Annotated in this window: 15 protein-coding genes; 7 read left to right on the forward strand and 8 right to left on the reverse strand. The window is 70.0% G+C overall.

Annotated elements, in window-relative coordinates; translation table 11 throughout:
* Positions 1 to 20: 20 nt before the first annotated feature.
* The gene (locus tag ETD86_RS55345; protein ID WP_170223212.1) at positions 21 to 536 is read right to left on the reverse strand and encodes a hypothetical protein; all 516 of its coding nucleotides are present in this window, start codon (positions 534 to 536) and stop codon (positions 21 to 23) included.
* Positions 533 to 1594, reverse strand: coding sequence for a lytic polysaccharide monooxygenase auxiliary activity family 9 protein (locus tag ETD86_RS22660; protein ID WP_138668164.1), 1062 nt, complete (start codon positions 1592 to 1594; stop codon positions 533 to 535). The genes ETD86_RS55345 and ETD86_RS22660 overlap by 4 nt, the downstream gene beginning before the upstream one ends.
* A 193-nt stretch (positions 1595 to 1787) precedes the next feature.
* Between ETD86_RS22660 and ETD86_RS22665 the strand changes: the two genes are divergently transcribed.
* Complete coding sequence (locus tag ETD86_RS22665) at positions 1788 to 3146, forward strand: GH12 family glycosyl hydrolase domain-containing protein (RefSeq protein ID WP_138668165.1); 1359 nt, start codon at positions 1788 to 1790, stop codon at positions 3144 to 3146.
* A gap of 79 nt (positions 3147 to 3225) precedes the next feature.
* Here ETD86_RS22665 and ETD86_RS22670 read toward each other — a convergent pair whose 3' ends face one another.
* Genes ETD86_RS22670 through ETD86_RS22680 form a run of 3 tightly spaced genes read right to left on the reverse strand, consistent with a single transcriptional unit; the run spans position 3226 to position 7818 of the window.
* Positions 3226 to 4491 (reverse strand): serine/threonine-protein kinase, encoded by a 1266-nt coding sequence (locus ETD86_RS22670; RefSeq protein ID WP_138668166.1) that lies wholly within the window; start codon positions 4489 to 4491, stop codon positions 3226 to 3228.
* Positions 4478 to 5653, reverse strand: coding sequence for a LacI family DNA-binding transcriptional regulator (locus tag ETD86_RS22675; RefSeq protein ID WP_342779296.1), 1176 nt, complete (start codon positions 5651 to 5653; stop codon positions 4478 to 4480). Before ETD86_RS22675 ends, ETD86_RS22670 begins: the two co-directional genes overlap by 14 nt.
* A gap of 17 nt (positions 5654 to 5670) precedes the next feature.
* Positions 5671 to 7818: a transglycosylase domain-containing protein gene (locus ETD86_RS22680; protein WP_138668168.1), complete on the reverse strand. Its 2148-nt coding sequence runs from the start codon at positions 7816 to 7818 to the stop codon at positions 5671 to 5673.
* A 366-nt stretch (positions 7819 to 8184) separates the two neighbouring features.
* On the opposite strand from ETD86_RS22680, the gene ETD86_RS22685 reads away from it, so the two are divergent.
* The 4 genes from ETD86_RS22685 to ETD86_RS22700 are packed head-to-tail and all read left to right on the forward strand — an operon-like array spanning position 8185 to position 11325.
* Complete coding sequence (locus ETD86_RS22685; RefSeq protein WP_138668169.1) at positions 8185 to 9300, forward strand: hypothetical protein; 1116 nt, start codon at positions 8185 to 8187, stop codon at positions 9298 to 9300.
* Positions 9297 to 10295 carry a hypothetical protein gene (locus tag ETD86_RS22690; RefSeq protein WP_138668170.1) on the forward strand — a complete coding sequence of 333 codons (999 nt, stop codon included), beginning with the start codon at positions 9297 to 9299 and terminating at the stop codon, positions 10293 to 10295. The genes ETD86_RS22685 and ETD86_RS22690 overlap by 4 nt, the downstream gene beginning before the upstream one ends.
* Positions 10296 to 10306: 11 nt before the next feature.
* Complete coding sequence (locus tag ETD86_RS22695; protein ID WP_138668171.1) at positions 10307 to 10816, forward strand: MarR family winged helix-turn-helix transcriptional regulator; 510 nt, start codon at positions 10307 to 10309, stop codon at positions 10814 to 10816.
* Between the two features lie 59 nt (positions 10817 to 10875).
* A complete protein-coding gene (locus ETD86_RS22700) occupies positions 10876 to 11325 on the forward strand; it encodes an STAS domain-containing protein (RefSeq protein ID WP_281286945.1) in 450 nt (149 codons plus the stop codon).
* 6 nt (positions 11326 to 11331) lie between these two features.
* On the opposite strand, the gene ETD86_RS22705 is transcribed toward ETD86_RS22700, so the two are convergent.
* Entirely contained in the window at positions 11332 to 12738 is a 1407-nt protein-coding gene (locus ETD86_RS22705) for a dihydrolipoyl dehydrogenase family protein (RefSeq protein WP_138668173.1), read from the reverse strand.
* A 192-nt stretch (positions 12739 to 12930) separates the two neighbouring features.
* Here ETD86_RS22705 and ETD86_RS57115 point away from each other — a divergent pair, with 192 nt between their 5' ends.
* Both ETD86_RS57115 and ETD86_RS22715 read left to right on the forward strand, forming a co-directional pair.
* Complete coding sequence (locus tag ETD86_RS57115) at positions 12931 to 13401, forward strand: hypothetical protein (protein WP_211370237.1); 471 nt, start codon at positions 12931 to 12933, stop codon at positions 13399 to 13401.
* 2 nt (positions 13402 to 13403) lie between these two features.
* On the forward strand, positions 13404 to 14030 hold the full coding sequence (locus ETD86_RS22715; protein WP_211370238.1) for a class F sortase: 627 nt from the start codon (positions 13404 to 13406) through the stop codon (positions 14028 to 14030).
* Between the two features lie 56 nt (positions 14031 to 14086).
* On the opposite strand, the gene ETD86_RS22720 is transcribed toward ETD86_RS22715, so the two are convergent.
* A complete protein-coding gene (locus ETD86_RS22720; RefSeq protein ID WP_138668175.1) occupies positions 14087 to 14917 on the reverse strand; it encodes a hypothetical protein in 831 nt (276 codons plus the stop codon).
* 13 nt (positions 14918 to 14930) lie between these two features.
* The coding region (locus ETD86_RS22725) for a hypothetical protein (RefSeq protein WP_211370239.1) at positions 14931 to 15825 on the reverse strand (895 nt) is incomplete at its 5' end.

Consider the following 15825-nt stretch of genomic DNA (forward strand, 5'->3'; position numbering starts at 1 on the left):
CTCGGTAATCTCGTCCTCGGCTATTTCGCTTGGGAGAACCTCTCGCGGGCGGCGTCGATGGCCGCGTCGTCCTCGAACTCCTCCTGGAACGCCTGCTCGTGGTAGCGCTCGGGGATGAGGTTCCTGACCCGGTCCGGATAACCCGCTCCCGGCTCGGGCACCCTGATCTGGGGCGGAATGCTGATCTTGACGGCGATCGGGCCCCCGGCTCGCACGGAGGCGGACCAGTCGGGGCTCTCGCCGGTGATCGCGCACATGTGACGGGCGTACACCCACGTCACCTCGACGAGGGAGGTGGCGTCCGCGGGCTCGGTGCCGAACGGCTCCACGGCGCACACGACACGTGAGTCGAAGGCGTGTCCGTGGGCGTGGTGCTCGTCGGGCGAGGATTCCTCGAGAATCTTGGTCACCTGCGCGGCGAGGTCTGCGTTCAACTGTGACGACGGCTGCCTGGCGGCGAAAAACATCACCCCGGCCAGGGTCAGGCTGGCCAGGGTGACGAGTGCCGCGACTAGCCCGCGACGCGTTTTGATCACGGGCTGGTGCAGGTCAGACTGGGTGCTGGGTTCGGGACGGAGCCAGTGGCGTTGAAGCCGAACGTGGTGGTGCCGTTCGGCGACAGCTGGCCGTTGTAGGTGGCGTTGGTGACCGTCACGTTGGGTGGTTGCCCGGCCAACACGCCGTTCCACGGTGCGCCCTCGAAGCCCTGCCCACCGCTGTAGGTCCACTTGACCGTCCAGCCGTTCAGCGAGCTCGTGCCGTTGTTGCGCACGGTCACCTCACCCTGGAAGTGGCCGGCCCAGCCGGTGTCCGTCGCCTTCCACGTGGCGGTGCAGGCGCCCTCGGGGGCCGTCGGCGTGACCGTCGGGGTCACGGACGGGCCGGGGGACTGGCCGCCGGGGCCGACCCCGGTGACCTCGCCGTTGCCGCCGTCGAAGGTGACGTCGGAGCAGCTGTAGAAGTTCTCGTTGCTGTCCGAGCGGATCCAGTGGGTGAAGATGATGTGCCGCCCGGACTTGCCGGCCGGGAGCTGGGCGTCCCAGTAGTAGTAGTTGAGGCCGCCGGCCCCGCCGCTCTCCGACGGGTTGGTGACGCTGCCGAACGGCTCCAGGTCGGACCACTTCAGCGGCGCGTTGGGGTTCCAGCCGTTCTTGGTGATGTAGTAGTTGAACGCACCGGGGTGCCTGGCCCAGTTGCTGTGCCGCATCTGGATGGTGCGGCCCGCGGTCAAGTGGGTCAGCGGCCAGTCGGAGCGGACCGCGTTGTATGCCGTGAAGTCGTACGGCCCGCCCGTGCCGCCGCTGCAGAGCTGCCCGTCGGGGATGAATCCGGTGGTCCGCCCCGCGCCGTCGGAGCGCAGCACCGCGAACCAGTTGTACAGGGGAGTCGTGCCGCTCTGCTGAACGGCGGACGCACACGCGGGGTTGTAGGGGAGGATCTGGCCGTTGTCCCGCAGACCGTCCTGCCAGCACAGGAACGTGCGGGAACCGGGGAACATCGAAACCCCGTGGGCTTGTGCCTGCGTGGGCACCATCAGGAGAGAAGTGATCAGGACCATGGCGGCGGCTACCGCCGCCGACTTGAATAATTTCATGGGGATTCCCTTGTGCTGACGACAGAGGAAAACTGCCCCACGACCCAGCCCGCCCGGCCAGCGCGATTGAATCACGTGGCGCGTGGCTTCGACAACGCGCGGTGAAACTTTCAGCAGATCTTGGTCACCGCGGCACTTGATGGCATATTGGGAGCGCTCCCAGCACCCCCTTGTCCCGAGGAGCGGCCGAACCATGAAGTGGACCTCGATTCCCCTGATCGCGTTATTCACGACGTGCCTGTTCGCCATGCCGGCGCAGGCCGCCCCCGTGTTGTGCGACAAATACGCCTCGACCACCATCCAGGGCGGGCGCTACGTCGTGATGAACAATGTCTGGGGCGCCGACACCGCGCAGTGCATCGACGTCAACCAGAACGGCGGCTTCACGGTCACCCAGGCCGCGCACAACAAGCCGACCAACGGGTCCCCGGCCGCCTACCCGGCCATCTACGCGGGCTGCCACTACGCCAACTGCACCACCGGCAGCAACCTGCCCATGCAGGCGAGCGCCTCCGGGTTCGCCGCCCTGCGCAGCACCGTGAGCATGACGTATCCGAGCTCCGGTGCCTACAACGCCTCCTACGACATCTGGTTCGACCCCACGCCGCGGACCGACGGCCAGAACACCGGCGCCGAGATCATGATCTGGCTCAACAGGCAGGGCTCGGTCCAGCCGGTCGGCTCGCAGGTCGGCACCGTCACCCTGGCCGGCGGCACCTGGCAGGTCTGGTACGGCAACATCGGCTGGAACGTGATCTCCTACGTCCGCACCTCACCGGCGACCTCGCTCGACTTCACGATCAACACGTTCTACTCCGACGCGATCAGCCGTGGTTACGCGCAGCGGTCGTGGTACCTCACCAGCGTGCAGGCCGGCTTCGAGCCCTGGGTCGGCGGTACGGGCCTGACGGTCAACTCCTTCTCCTTCGGCTCGACAGGCACCGGCACCGACACCACGCCGCCGAGCACACCCGGCACGCCGACCGCCGCGGGCACCACGTCCACCGGCACCACCCTGTCGTGGGCCGCCTCCTCCGACAACGTGGGCGTGACCGGGTACGACGTCCTACGCGCGACCGGGGACACCATCACCGTGGTCGGCAGCAGCTCCACGACGTCGTTCACCGACACCGGCCTGAGCCCCGCCACCACCTACCGGTACTGGGTGCGAGCCAGGGACGCCGCGAACAACGTCTCGCCCGAGTCGGCCGCCGCCACCGTGACCACCCTGCCCGGCGGCACCGGCGGCGGATGCACGGCCGCCGCCACCATCCAGACCTCGTGGAGCACCGGCTACGTCGTCCAGCCGGTGACCGTGACCAACACCGGGTCCTCGGCCAAGAACGGCTGGAGCGTGACGTTCACGCTGCCGGCCGGGCACACGATCACCGGTTCGTGGAACGCGAGCCTCACCGTCAGCGGCTCCACGGTGACCGCCAGGAACCTCGCTCACAACGGCACCCTGGCGGCGAACGCCTCGACGAGCTTCGGCTTCCAGGCGACCAGGCCGGACGGCAACACGCAGGCGCCCAGCGGCTACACCTGCACATGAAGCCCGCGCGGGCGTGCTTTAGCGAGGGGCACGCGTCGCGCGATCGGAGGGGTACGGCTGGTGCTGCCGTACCCCTCCTTCAATTGCGCCCGAGCGCCTTCTCGATGTCGTCGAGCCGGGCCTCCAGCTCGCTCAGACAGGCCGGCGTGAGCCGGCCCTCCCGCAAGCGGTCGGACAACTTCCTGCGGACGTTGGCCGTGGAGGTCTCGTACGGACCTCGCGGCGTCACGGTGGCGCTCAGCACCTGCTTGAGGTCGAGCACCACGTCGGCGTCGGTCGCGCCGCACGGCGTCCTGGCCTCCAGCACGGTCGTGAAGCCGACCACCGCCTGGTCGACGGTGACCGCCGCGGCCGGCGTGCTCTCGATGTACCTGGCTGTGGGGGATGCCGAGGGCTCCACCACCGCCTTCTCCACCTGCGCCGGCCGCAGTCCCTGCTGCTGGAGTCCCGTCTGCTGGAACCACAACAGCGCGGAGAGCGCGAGCGCGGCCGAGCTCGCGACCGTGAGGCCGCGCTTGACGTGCCGGCCCAGGGTGGCCGAGCCCAGCGCGGAGGTCAGCTCGGCGACGATGTCCGCCGCCGTGGGCCGCTCCTCCGGCCGGTGCACCAGGCACTGCTGGCAGAGCGACGCGAGGGTGTGCGGCACCCCGGGGACCCGCGGCGGAGGAGAGGTCCGATGGGCGGCCTCGATCTCCTCCCACGTGGTCTCCGGGTACGGCGTGCGCCCCGTGAGCATGGCGTGCAGCAGCACACCCAGGGCGTACACGTCGACCGCGGGATGGGTCGGGGCGCCGAGCAGGCGCTCGGGGGCGACATAGGGCGGGGTGCCCCGGTCGTCCTCCGGATCGCCCTCCCAGGCCGCGATGCCGAAGTCGAGCAGCTTCGGCCCGTCCGCGGTGAGCAGCACGTTCTCGGCCGTGACGTCCCGGTGGACCAGGCCGCGGGCGTGCCCGGCCATGAGCACCCGGGCCAGCCGGAGCGCGATGCTCGCCGCCTCGGTCCACGGCAGCGGGCCCGCCTCGATACGCTCGGCCAGCGGCGTGCCGTCGAGCAGCGGCATCACGACATAAGCCGCGACCGCGCCGCTCGTGGTGACGCACTCGCCGTAGTCGTAGATCTCGATGGTGTCGGGGTGGATGAATTTCGCGGCGGCGCGGGCCTCGCTCCGGACGCTGACCCGCTCGCCGCAGTCGGTGTGCAGGGACGAGGTCAGCACCTTGAGCGCGATCATCCGATGCAGTGACTGATCGAAGGCGCGCCAGATGACGGACATGCCCCCGCGGGCCAGCGGATCCAGCAGCAGATACCGCCGGGCCAGCACCTCCCCCGGCTCAAGCCGACTCACGGACGACCAGTTCCGTGGGGAGGACGGGGTCGATCCCGGCTGCCCCCGTCAGGAGCAGCCGGGTGGCGACCGTGGCGAGCTCCTCGACGGGCTGGCGGATCGTGGTCAGAGCGGGAACGGTGTGCTTGGCGACCGGGGCATCGTCGAACCCGATCACCGCGACGTCCGCGGGCACCTTGCGCCCGGCCCTACGCAGCGCCTGGATCGCGCCTGCCGCCATCAGGTCCGAGGCGACGAACACGGCGTCCAATCCTGGGGCGTGGCGCAGCAGCCACTGCATGGCATGGGTGCCCGAGGCCGCCGTGAAGTCCCCATAGGCCACCGGCACGTCCGGTGCGCCGGCCGCCTGCAGGGTGCGGACCAGACCGTCCAGCCGGTCGCGGGCGGCAGGCAAGGATGGCGGGCCGCCGATGGCGGCCACGTTCCTGCGGCCGCTGAGCAGCAAGTGCTCGGCCGCCTGCCGGCCGCCGTCGTAGTTGTCGACGTCGGCGTACGGGAGTTTGAGGTCGTGGGGCGGGCGGCCGATGTTGCGCACCGGCACGCCCGACGTGGACAGTTTGATCGCCAGAGGGTGGCGTTCTCTGGCGCCGATGATGAGGACCGCGCCGGACAGTACGGGCAGGGTCGACGACGTGGGGGTGACGGTCGTGACCATGAGGTGGGTGCCGTGCTCGTTGATCACGGCGCCCGCGGCGGACAGGAGCCTCGCGTAGTAGGGTTCGGAGAACAGTCGGGGCAGATGGTCACAGATCACGGCCGTGACCCCGTCTGCCAGGGTTTTGGCTGCCGCACCCCTGGGCGCCCGGTGTCGGACGTACCCCATGCGGGAGACGGCGTCGTAGACTTGGCGGCGGGTCGAGGTACTGACCCGCACAGAGCCCGTGAGGACTCGGGATGCGGTCGCGGGGGAAACCCCTGCAGCGGCCGCCACCTGTGCCAGTGTGGGCTGCTCGGTCATGGAGCACCTCGCGGAAAGTTCCTGGGAGCGCTCCCAAGGTACCAATGTTTCGGCGCTGTTAATAGGGTCTTTGCAAGGAGTGCGTCCCATTGTGCGGACGCACTCCGAATTTGCGGAGCTAGAGGCGTTGGTAGCCCTTAGAGGTTTTTGTGCAGGATGGTGATCACGCCATATTTCCATGTCCGATTTGTCGTATCTGGTCATGGAAATCACCGGAATGATCAGTCATCCCCTCCTATACGAATGTCGAAGGGGCTGTCATCGCCATCCTCCGGCTCCTCGCGCTCGGGCCGCACCGGCGCACAGCTCTGGCCGCAGCCGCCGAAGCGGGAGGTGTTCACCGGCGTGAAGTCCGTCGCCGGGACGCCCTTCAACGCGGCGAGCATGGTGTCCTTCCAGATCGGACCGGGAATCGAGGCGCCGAAGACCGAGCTGTAGTAGCGGCCGCCGATGGTGACGTAGTTGAGCTTGTACTTCTGCGACCCCCGTGGGTCACCGATGCTGACCGCCCCCGCCAGGTCCGGGGTGAAGCCGGCGAACCACGCGGTGGCCTGGTCGTCCGTGGTGCCGGTCTTGCCGGCGGCCGGGCGGCCGATGCCGCCGACGCCGCGCATGGTGCCCTTGGTGAAGACGCCGGACAGGATGTCCGCCGCGGCGTCCGCCACCTCGGGGTCGAGCGCCTGCTTGCACTTGGGTTCGTAGTTCTTCACCGCGCCGTAGCGGTCCTTGATCGAGGTGATCGCCATGGGCGCGCAGTACTTGCCGCGCGCGCCGATCGCGGCGTACGCGTTGGCCACGGTCACCGGGTCCATCTCATTGGTGCCGAGCGTGAACGTCTCGAACTCCGTCAGCGCCAGGCCGTCGGACCGCTTGATGCCCAGCGACTTGGCCGTCTTGACCACGTTGCACAGGCCGACCTTCTGCTGCAGCGCGACGAAGAAGGTGTTGACCGAGCCCCACGTGCCGGTGGCCAGCGACTTGAAGCCGCCGCCGCCACCCTCGGCGTTGGTGACCGTGTGCTGCAGGTCGCCGACGTTCTGGCCCTTGCAGTTCTTGAACGCCCAGTAGTTGGGGGCCCGGTAGCCGCTGCCGACGCTGATCCCGTCGTTGATCTTCATGCCCTGCTTCAGCGCGGTGAGCAGGGTGAACGTCTTGAACGTCGAGCCGGCCTGGAAGCCGGTGCCGCCGCCGTGCACCGCGTCGGCGACCACGTTGTATGACATTTCCTTCTTGCGCTTGTTGTTGCCGTACTTGCGGCTCGCGGCCATCGCCTTGATCGCGCCCGTGCCCGGCTCGACCAGCGCCTCCGAGGCGACCGGGTTGTCCGAGGCGAACACGTGCTTCTTGATGGCCTGCTCCGCGGCCTTCTGCATCTTCGGGTCGATGGTGGTCGTGATCTCCAGGCCGCCCCGGTTGAGGAACTGGCTCCTGGCCTTGGCCGTCTTGGCGAAGACCGGGTTGGTGAGGACCTCGTTGCGGACGTACATGCAGAAGTACGGGTAATCGCTGGCGCCACAGCCGCCCGGGAGCGGGGTGCTCTTCCAGCCGAGCTTCTTGGTCTTGGCCTCCGCGGCCTCCTGGGGGCTGATCTTGCCCAGCTTGGCCATCGTGTCGAGCACGAGGTTACGCCGGTTCAGCAGCCGCTCCCGGTGCTCCTTGCCCAGGTTGGGGTCCGTGGCGTTGGGGTCCTGCACGGCGCCGGCCAGGGTCGCGGCCTGCGCGAGGGTCAGCTTGGAGGCGCTCACGCCGAAGAACCGCTTGGCCGCGGCCTCCACTCCGTACGCGCTGGCGCCGAAGTAGGCGATGTTGAGGTACTTCTCCAGGATCTCGTTCTTGGTGTACTTCTTCTCGATCGCCATCGCGTATCGCAGCTCCCTGAGCTTGCGCGCGTAGCTGGCCTCGAGCGCCGCGTTCTTCTCCTTCTCGGTGGTCGCCGAGTTGAGCAGCACCTGCTTGACGTACTGCTGGGTGATGGACGAGCCGCCCTGGCTGATGCCGCCCGAGCTGAGGTTCTTGGCCAGGGCGCGGATGGTGCCCTCGATGTCGATCGCGCCGTGCTCGTAGAAGCGGTAGTCCTCGATCGAGATGATCGCCGTCTTCATGACCTCGGCGACCTGGTCGAGCTTGATGTTCTCGCGGTACTCCTCGTAGAACTGCGCGATCTGGTTGCCATCGGCGTCCAGGACCACCGTCTTCTCCGCCAGAGGGGGCTCCTTGAGCTCCTCGGGTTTGATGCCCAGCTCCTCGGATGCCGAGACGAACATCGCTCCGGTGCCTCCGACCGCGGGCAGCGCGATGGCGGCGGCCACCACACCGGCAGCTGCCGCGGCCCCCGTCAGGCGCGCGATACTCGACACACGGGAACCCATGTGGAAAATCCCCCAACCTTCCTAGCAATCTCGGGCAATAGGGTGCATCCTAAACCCGCCCATGGCGTGCTCCATGTAAAAGCTTGGACCCCGCGGCGAGCCGGTTTGTTCGGCCTTCACGGGTGATTTCCGGCACATCTGGCGTGATCGCTCGCCAGGCCTCCCCATGGCTTCCGTCAGGCATCGGCAAAGAAGCGTGTCAGGAGCAGGGCTGACGCACGCCGCTCTGGCAACGTCTACCAGGAATATCGTCCTGTCCTCGGTGGAGGTCTCATGCGTCGTGTCGGAGATGGCGGACACTTCGATCGTCTGCTCCGCGCTGCTCGTACGCACTGGGGAGAGACTTCCAGTGGCGAGAGATGCGTCGTGGCGGAGGTCTTCGACCAGGACATCAGAGCCGTGGCACGCACGCTCATGGTCGCCAAGGCCGTCTGCGGCGCGGCCATGGCGCGGCTGGTCGTGCTGGGCGACCCGGAGGCGCGGCAGCTGGCCGAAGTGTTCGGGGCCGCCCGCGACCTGCAGCCGGAGACGCCGCCCGTCGCGCTGGTCACCGGCCGGGTGGATCGCGGTGTGCCCAGGGAGATCCCGGTCGTGCACGTGCACGGCACGGGCACGCTGCAGGCGTACGCGATGTTCCCCGACGACGGGCCGAGCTCCTTCCAGGAGGAGCTGCCGGGCCGGGTCGCCGCGTTCTTCGAGCAGTACGTCTGGCCGCACCGGGAGCTGATCGGGCCCAGCGCGGAGCGGGTGGCCTGGCAGGCGAAGAGCGGTTACCAGGTCCGCTCCGACACCGAACGCCGCCAGCTGCGCAACTACGGCTGCGCCCGCCTGGGGCTCGACCCCGGCCTGCCCACGGTCGCCGTGTTCGGCCACGAGCCCGGCGAGGACACGGAGCTGTTCGAGACGGCGGCGCAGTTCGCCACCTCCGACGAGTCGGCCAACTGGTTGTTCGCCGACCCGGTCGGGAGCGCCCACGCCCGGATGAAGTACGTGGGCGGAGCGCTGTCCACGAACATTCTGTGGAGCATGACCGATGTTGCGGTCACGTTCGGGGACGTCGACCTGCCCGCCTTCGGCATCCCCGTCATCCAGGCCGGATGGTCGGAAGGGGCCGAATGCGGGGCCACGCACGTCCCGCGCTCGCCGTCCGATCTCCGGCAGTTGCTGGAGGAGGCCATCGCCAGGCACGCCAAGGGCGACACCATCCTCGGTCCCGAGCAGCGCGAGCGCGCCCGCCTGTGGCTCTGGATGCGCCACTGCGGCACCGACGTGCCCACCCAGCTGCTGCCGCACTGGGCGCACGGTGACGACTACGCCCGCGTGCTGGCCGTCAACCTCCGGTACGTCGAGCGCGACGGCGACCCGCTCTTCGGCGCGGTCCACCGCATGTGGGAACGGCGTGACCCTCTGCTCACCCGTTTCGACTTCCGCTATCCGGCAGGGCTTTCCACCACACTGATCCCCGCGAGGAGCACTCGATGAGCAGCGCAGGATCCGCCACCGACCTCGACCAGGTGATCCTTCCCGCGATACCGCCCGCCCACCTGCTCAGCGGCCAGGTCGCCGCGTTGCAGGTGACCGACCGGCTGCACCGCGGCACGCAGATCGTGGGCAGGTTCGAGACGTCGGGGCTGGCCGGGTTCAAGATCGCCGCGCAGGGCCGCCCGTTGCGAGTGCGGATGTCGCTCTCGGTGGACGAGCTGTCGGTGACCGGCTGGCACACCGGCCAGAGCGAGCCCGCGAGCCCGCTGCCGCGGCTGATCCAGATCCGCTCCCAGGGACGGCTGCGCCAGTGCGTGTTGCTGCGCGGCCGCAAGGCGCACGCCCAGGTGGCCTTCGACCTGGCGGCGGAGGAGATCCCCGACGACGGCCTGATCTGCGTCGAGGCGCTCGACCTCATGGAGGGCGACGGTGTCTCCGAGGAGGTGCGCCAGATCGTGGGCGGGCGCCTCATGCCGGATGGCGTGGCGGGGCTGCGGCTCGACAAGATCGTGTTCGAGGAGCCGCCGCCGGCGGACTTCGACCCCGACACGCTCGACGGGTGCCGCTGCGAGCTGTACTCGCTGGTCAGCGCGGGCGGCCTGGCGAACGTCAACCGGCAGGGCGTACGTCTGCTGCGCTCGGGCATGTTCGTCATCAACCCGGTGCTGCCCGGCGCGTTCGGGTCGACCGGCCGGATCACGCTCCGGCTGGGCACCAAGGCCGAGCCGGCCGCGATCATCCCGGCGACATGGCGGCGGATGAACAGCGAGCTGCGCTGGCTGCGCCACGCCACCAGGAAGCTCATCCGGGCGGCGGCGCCGACGGTGGAGCGCATCCTCAACGTCAGGGACGGTGACGCGGGCCGGCCCAAGCGGCGGGTCCAGGGCAACATCACCGAACTGGAGCTGCCCAGCCCGGCGCGGTCGCCGATGATCGTGTTGGTCAGCGCCGCCCAGGGTGTCATCCCGACGCTGGAGTCCGGCACCTCGCACTAGGATTTGGGCCCATGGGCGACGCCATCGACAGGATTCTCGAGGAATGGCGGCGCGAGCGGCCCGACCTCGACCTTTCCGCCATGGAGGTCTTCGGGCGGCTGGCCCAGGTCGTGCGGTTGATGGTGCCACAGGTCGACCGGGTGTTCACCAAGCGCGGGCTGCGGCAGGGGGAGTTCGACGTGCTGGCCGCGCTGCGGCGGGCCGGGTCTCCGTACACGCTGATCCCCTCGGAGTTGTCCGAGGTCCTGATGATGTCGCGGGCCGGGATGACCAACCGGCTGGATCGGCTGGAGGCGGCGGGGCTCGTCCAGCGCAGCCTGGACCCGGCCGACCGGCGCAGCTTCCGCGTCCGGCTCACCGACGAGGGCCTGCGCATCGTGGACGACGCGCTCACCGAGCACGCCGCGAACCTGGCGCGCCTGGCCGCCCCGCTCGACCCCGAGGACGCCGCCATGCTCGCCACGACCCTGCGCAAGCTGCTCGACGGGCCGCTTGGTAAGCCGGGGGACCGCGAGGCCTAATATGCCGGGAAAAATGGCGATCACCTGTGATAACGCCGCTCTGAGGGCAGTTGGGATGTGTGAGCAGGAGCGGCTTGCGCATCGAGACGACCCGTTATCTTCAATGCACGGTCATGCGTGCCAGCGGCGAACTCGACCATGCGGGACGCGTCCGGTTCAGCGCCTGCATCAACGCGGTGTGGGACTGGTCGGACGGGCCCGTCCTCGTGTTCGACCTGGCCGATCTGGACTTCTACGACTCCTCGGTCATCGGCGTGCTGGCGATGGCAATGCAGCGTATGGAGGAGGAGGGCAGCGGGCGGATCATTCTGGTAAGACCCTCCGATCACCTGCTGTCCGTGCTGCGGCTGACGGACCTGCTGTCGCACGTTGAGCTACGCGACAGCGTCGAGGAGACCGTGGCGGAGTTGATGCTGCAGTCGGGGGGATCCGCTAGCCCCGCGCCGACCCGTCCGTCCGTCATCGTCCACTCGGGCGGGCGGTCCGCGGCCGAACGCGGGGCTTGCTGAAACGACCTACAGCCCGTACGCCTCCAGCAGGCGCAGCCACACCTCGCTGACCGTCGGGAACGACGGCACGGCGTGCCAGAGCCGGTCGAGCGGCACCTCGGCGGTGACCGCGATCGTGGCGGCGTGCAGCAGCTCGGCCGCGCCCGGACCGGCGAACGTGACGCCGAGCAGCACCTTCCTGTCCTCGTCCACGACGGCCCTGGCCCGGCCGCGGTAACCGTCGCCCATCAGGTATGCCCCGGTGACCGCGCCCATGTCGTAGTCCACCACGCGGATCCGGAAGCCCGCCTCCCTGGCCGCCGCCTCCGTGCGGCCCACCGCGCAGACCTGCGGGTCGGTGAAGACCACCTGCGGCGCTCCGTAGCCGTCGGCGAGGTCGCGCATCGCGGGCAGCTCGTCGCCGCGCGCCCGCGCCGCGATCACGTCGCCGCAGATCCTGGCCTGGTACTTGCCCATGTGGGTGAGCAGGTTCCGGCCGTTGACGTCGCCCACCGCGTACAGCCAGCCCTCGGGGACGCCGGTCGCCCGCAAGCTGTCGTCCACCTCGACGTACTTGCCGTCGGCCAGGCCCACCGAGCCCAGCCCCAGGTCACGGGTGGCGGGCCGGCGGCCGGTGGCCACCAGCAGCTCGTCGGCCTCCAACGGCGGCTCCTCGGCGAAGTGCACCGTCACCTTTCCGCCGGGCTCGGGCCGCTCGACCCTGGCCACGTCGGTACGGGTCCGCACGTCGATCCCGGCCTCGGCGAACGACTCGGCGAGCATCTCGCCCGCGAACGGCTCCATCCTGCCCAGCAGCCCGCCGCCGCGGACCAGCACGGTGGTCTGCCGGGCGCCGAGGCCGTGCATGGCCTGCGCCATCTCGCAGGCCACGACCCCGCCGCCGAGCACCGCCAGCCGCTCGGGGATCGCGGTGGCCGCGGTCACCTCGTGGCTGGTCCACGGGTCGGCCTCGGCCAGCCCGGGCGTCGGAGGAAGGGCCGCCTTGCTGCCGGTGGCCAGCACGACGGCCTGCCTGGCGGTCAGCACGCGCTCGCCGCCGCCCTCCGTGGTGACGCGTACCCGCTTGGGGCCGTCGAGGCGGCCGCGGCCTCGTACGAACTCGGCCGGCACGCTCTCGACCCACCTCACCTGGCCGCTGTCGTCGTACCGCGAGACGGCCTCGTCCCGGCGGGCCAGCACGGCCGCGACGTCGATCTCGCCGAGTGACAACCCGGGCACCCGGCTCACCTCGCCCGCCAGGTCGACCGGCCGCAGCAGCGCCTTGCTCGGCACACACGCCCAGTAGGAGCACTCGCCGCCGGCCAGCCGTTCCTCGACGACGGCCACGGTCAGGCCGCCGCGTACGGCGCGGTCCACGACGTTCTCGCCTGCGGGACCCGCTCCGATCACGATGACGTCGAACTCGTCAGCCACCCCAGCCTCCAGAAGCACTCGTCCGTGAGATCCACTCTTTCACGCCCGAGCGCCTCGTTCCGCGAGCCCTGCCGGGTCCGGGTGAGAGAGCTAGAGCTGTCATCTCGACCTCATAGTGGCCCAACGGCCGCCTTGGAGCCTGAGGTCAGCCGCGGGGAGGCCGCGGCGGACGTCCCTCAGGAGGAGGCTCACATGGGCCAGGCATTACGGCGGGTTCTGCTCACGATCGCGGTCGCGCTCGGGCTGGGCACCACGGGCATGATCGTCGCGACGACCGGCGCCCAGGCGGCGACCGCCCCCACCGCCGTCCACGTCGCCACCGTCTCGGACGACGACGATGACGATGACGATGACGACGATGACGGTGGGGCTCCCCGAGGTGGGGTCGACACGGGCGTGGGCGGTGCGTCCCGGGACGACGACGATGACGACGATGACGGTGGGGCTCCGCGTGGTGGGGTCGACACGGGCGCCGGCGGTGCGTCCCGGGACGACGACGATGACAACGGGGCTCCGAGCGGCGGGGTCGACACCGGAATGGGTGGGACCGCCGGCAGTGCCGATGAGGGGTCGGTTCCCGTGGTGCCGCTGAGCCTGGCGGGCGCTGGGTTGCTGGCCGTGGGGGCGTACTGGGTGCGGCGCGCCTTCTTCGCGGGCGGCTGACCGTGCGTGTGTTGCTGGTGGCCGCGACCTGTGCGCTGCTGGTCGCGGCCGGAGGATGCGGCGCCGCTCCGGCGCCCCGGGAGGCGGCGGCCGCCCCGGCCCACGACCCGGCGGCGGTCGCGGCTCACGACGGGGCGGCGGCGCGGGACGGGAACACGCGCCCGGTGTCGGACGCCGGGACTCGCCAGGCCGACGTCGCCGACCCGGTGCGGTTACGGATTCCCGCCATCAACGTCTCCACCAGGGTGATCCCGCTGCCGCTCGACGCCAAGGGCCGCCTGGTCGCCCCCAAGCAGTTCGACCGGGTGGGATGGAACAAGGCAGGACCGGAACCAGGCGAGCAGGGCGTCGCCGTGATCGCGGGCCACGTCGACTCGACCACCGGTCCAGCGGTGTTCTACCGCCTGCGCCAGCTGCGCAAGGGCGACCGCGTCCACGTCGACCGCGCCGACGGCACGACGGTCACGTTCGTGGTGAATCGCCTGGCCCGGTATCCGAAGAACGGCATCCCGGACAAGGAGGTCTACCGTTCGGGCAAAGGCACCCAGCTCCGGCTGATCACGTGCGGCGGCGCGTTCGACCGCGAGCGCCGCAGCTACCGCGACAACGTGATCGTGTTCGCCGGCTGAACCCCGAACCCCTGTGCCGCTGAGGAGCCCCGCTCCTCAGCGGCACAGCCGTCGGTCTAGGACGCGGCCGGCACGGCAGGCTCGTCGTCCGTCCAGCCGGACTCGATGTCCATGGTCCACGTCTTGGCGAGCAGCTGCCGGCCGTTGTCGACGGTGTCGAGGTCGGACGAGACCACCAGCCAGGTCGTCGTGTCGATCACGTAGTCCAGCCGCATCTTGTGCCCGGGCTTCGCCACGCGGTAGGTGAGCTTCTTGCGTCCCTTGCCCGCGTCCGCGACCGTGATGCCCGGCGTGCTCGACAACGCCTTGTAGGCCGCCTCGCGCACGCCCTTGGGCACCGGGAGGCGGTGCATCAGGTTCTCATAGATGGTGGGGCCGCTCTTGCTCATGTCGAACGGCGGTTCCCCGGGCGTGCTGTAGAGCTTCTGCACCCAGGCCTTCAGCCCTTCGGGGTCGGTCGGCGCGGCCTGCAGCTCCTCGAAGGTCAGCCGGGTTTGGCCGAGGATGAAGCCCGGACCGCCCCTGGCGGGGGTGACTCTGCCCTTCTCCGGCTCCAGCGACAGCTCCACCAGCATGCCTTCGGTGCGGTAGCTCCACTTCTTGGGCGAGCCGTCACGTTTCCACGCGGCCACGTCGGCGGCGCTCTTGGGCTTGGCGCCCAGCGCGCGGTAGGCGCTCCACGACCGGCCGTCCCGGGTGGACCACGTCTCCATGACGTCCCGCTCGACCAGCCAGTACTTGTTCGCCCCGCTGCCCACCTGGCGCGGGTGGGTCATCACCTGCACGGTTTCGGTGTGCCAGTACTTCTTCTCGGCGGCGGCCTGGGCGGGCGGCGTCGGGGCCACCGCCGTCAGCGCGGCCAGGCCTATCGCTATCAACGTACGCATATCGGGTGCCTCGTCATCTCGGTTGGGGGTTGGGGAACTCGGGTTTCCTGTCGGTCCACACGCTCTGCTCGATCGCCGTGAAGGACATCAGCTCGCCGGTGTCGCCGGTGAGCGTCTCGACGGCCAGCGGCTCTCCTGTCGTGGAGTCGACGATCAGCCGGGTCTGGACGTCCTTGCCCGGCCGGTCCGGGTCCGGCTGCCGGTAGACCACCGCCTGCCCGGTCCGGCCGAGCTGGTCCGTCACGGATCCCTGGGCGACCACGCCCGGCAGCGAGGCCATGAGCCGGTACGCCGTGGCCCGCACGTCGGACGGAACGGGGACGTAGGCGATGAGGCTCTGCAGGTTGTGCAGCAGCCCGGCCACGTCGCCGGGGGCGGGCTCCAGCAGTGTGCGCAGCCGCTCCTGGTCCGACGGCAGCTCGTCCATGCTGGTCAGGGTCTTGCCGGTGAACAGCAGCCGCCAGTCCACGTCCGCAGATTCGAACGACTCGGCCTCGCCGGGCGCCGCTTCCACGTCGAACGGGTTGCCCGCCAGGTCAGTGCGGTTGCTGGTCCGGTACGCCCACGAGGTGGGCGAGCCCGCGGCGCGCCAGGCGGCCTCGTCCCGCGCTGTCGCCGGGCGGGCGCCCAGGTACTGCTGCACGGTCCAGTGGGGCTCGGTGATCTCACCCGCGGGGATCCAGGTCTCCTCGCGCGTGGTGGTCTGCAGCACGTACGCACGGGTGGGGTCGTGGAAGCGGGCGCCCCTGATGAGCTTGTTACCCCACCACGCTCCCTCGGCGGGTCTGCCGGCCACGGACGAGGCGGCGGCCAGCAGGATCTGCCGGGCGGTCAGCGGCGCGGCGGGTGGGGGCGGCGCTGTGGCCGACAACACGACGGCGACCGCCACCCCCGCCCCTGCCAACCCG

It is taken from the genome of Nonomuraea turkmeniaca (genome assembly GCF_005889735.1).
Classification (GTDB): domain Bacteria; phylum Actinomycetota; class Actinomycetes; order Streptosporangiales; family Streptosporangiaceae; genus Nonomuraea; species Nonomuraea turkmeniaca.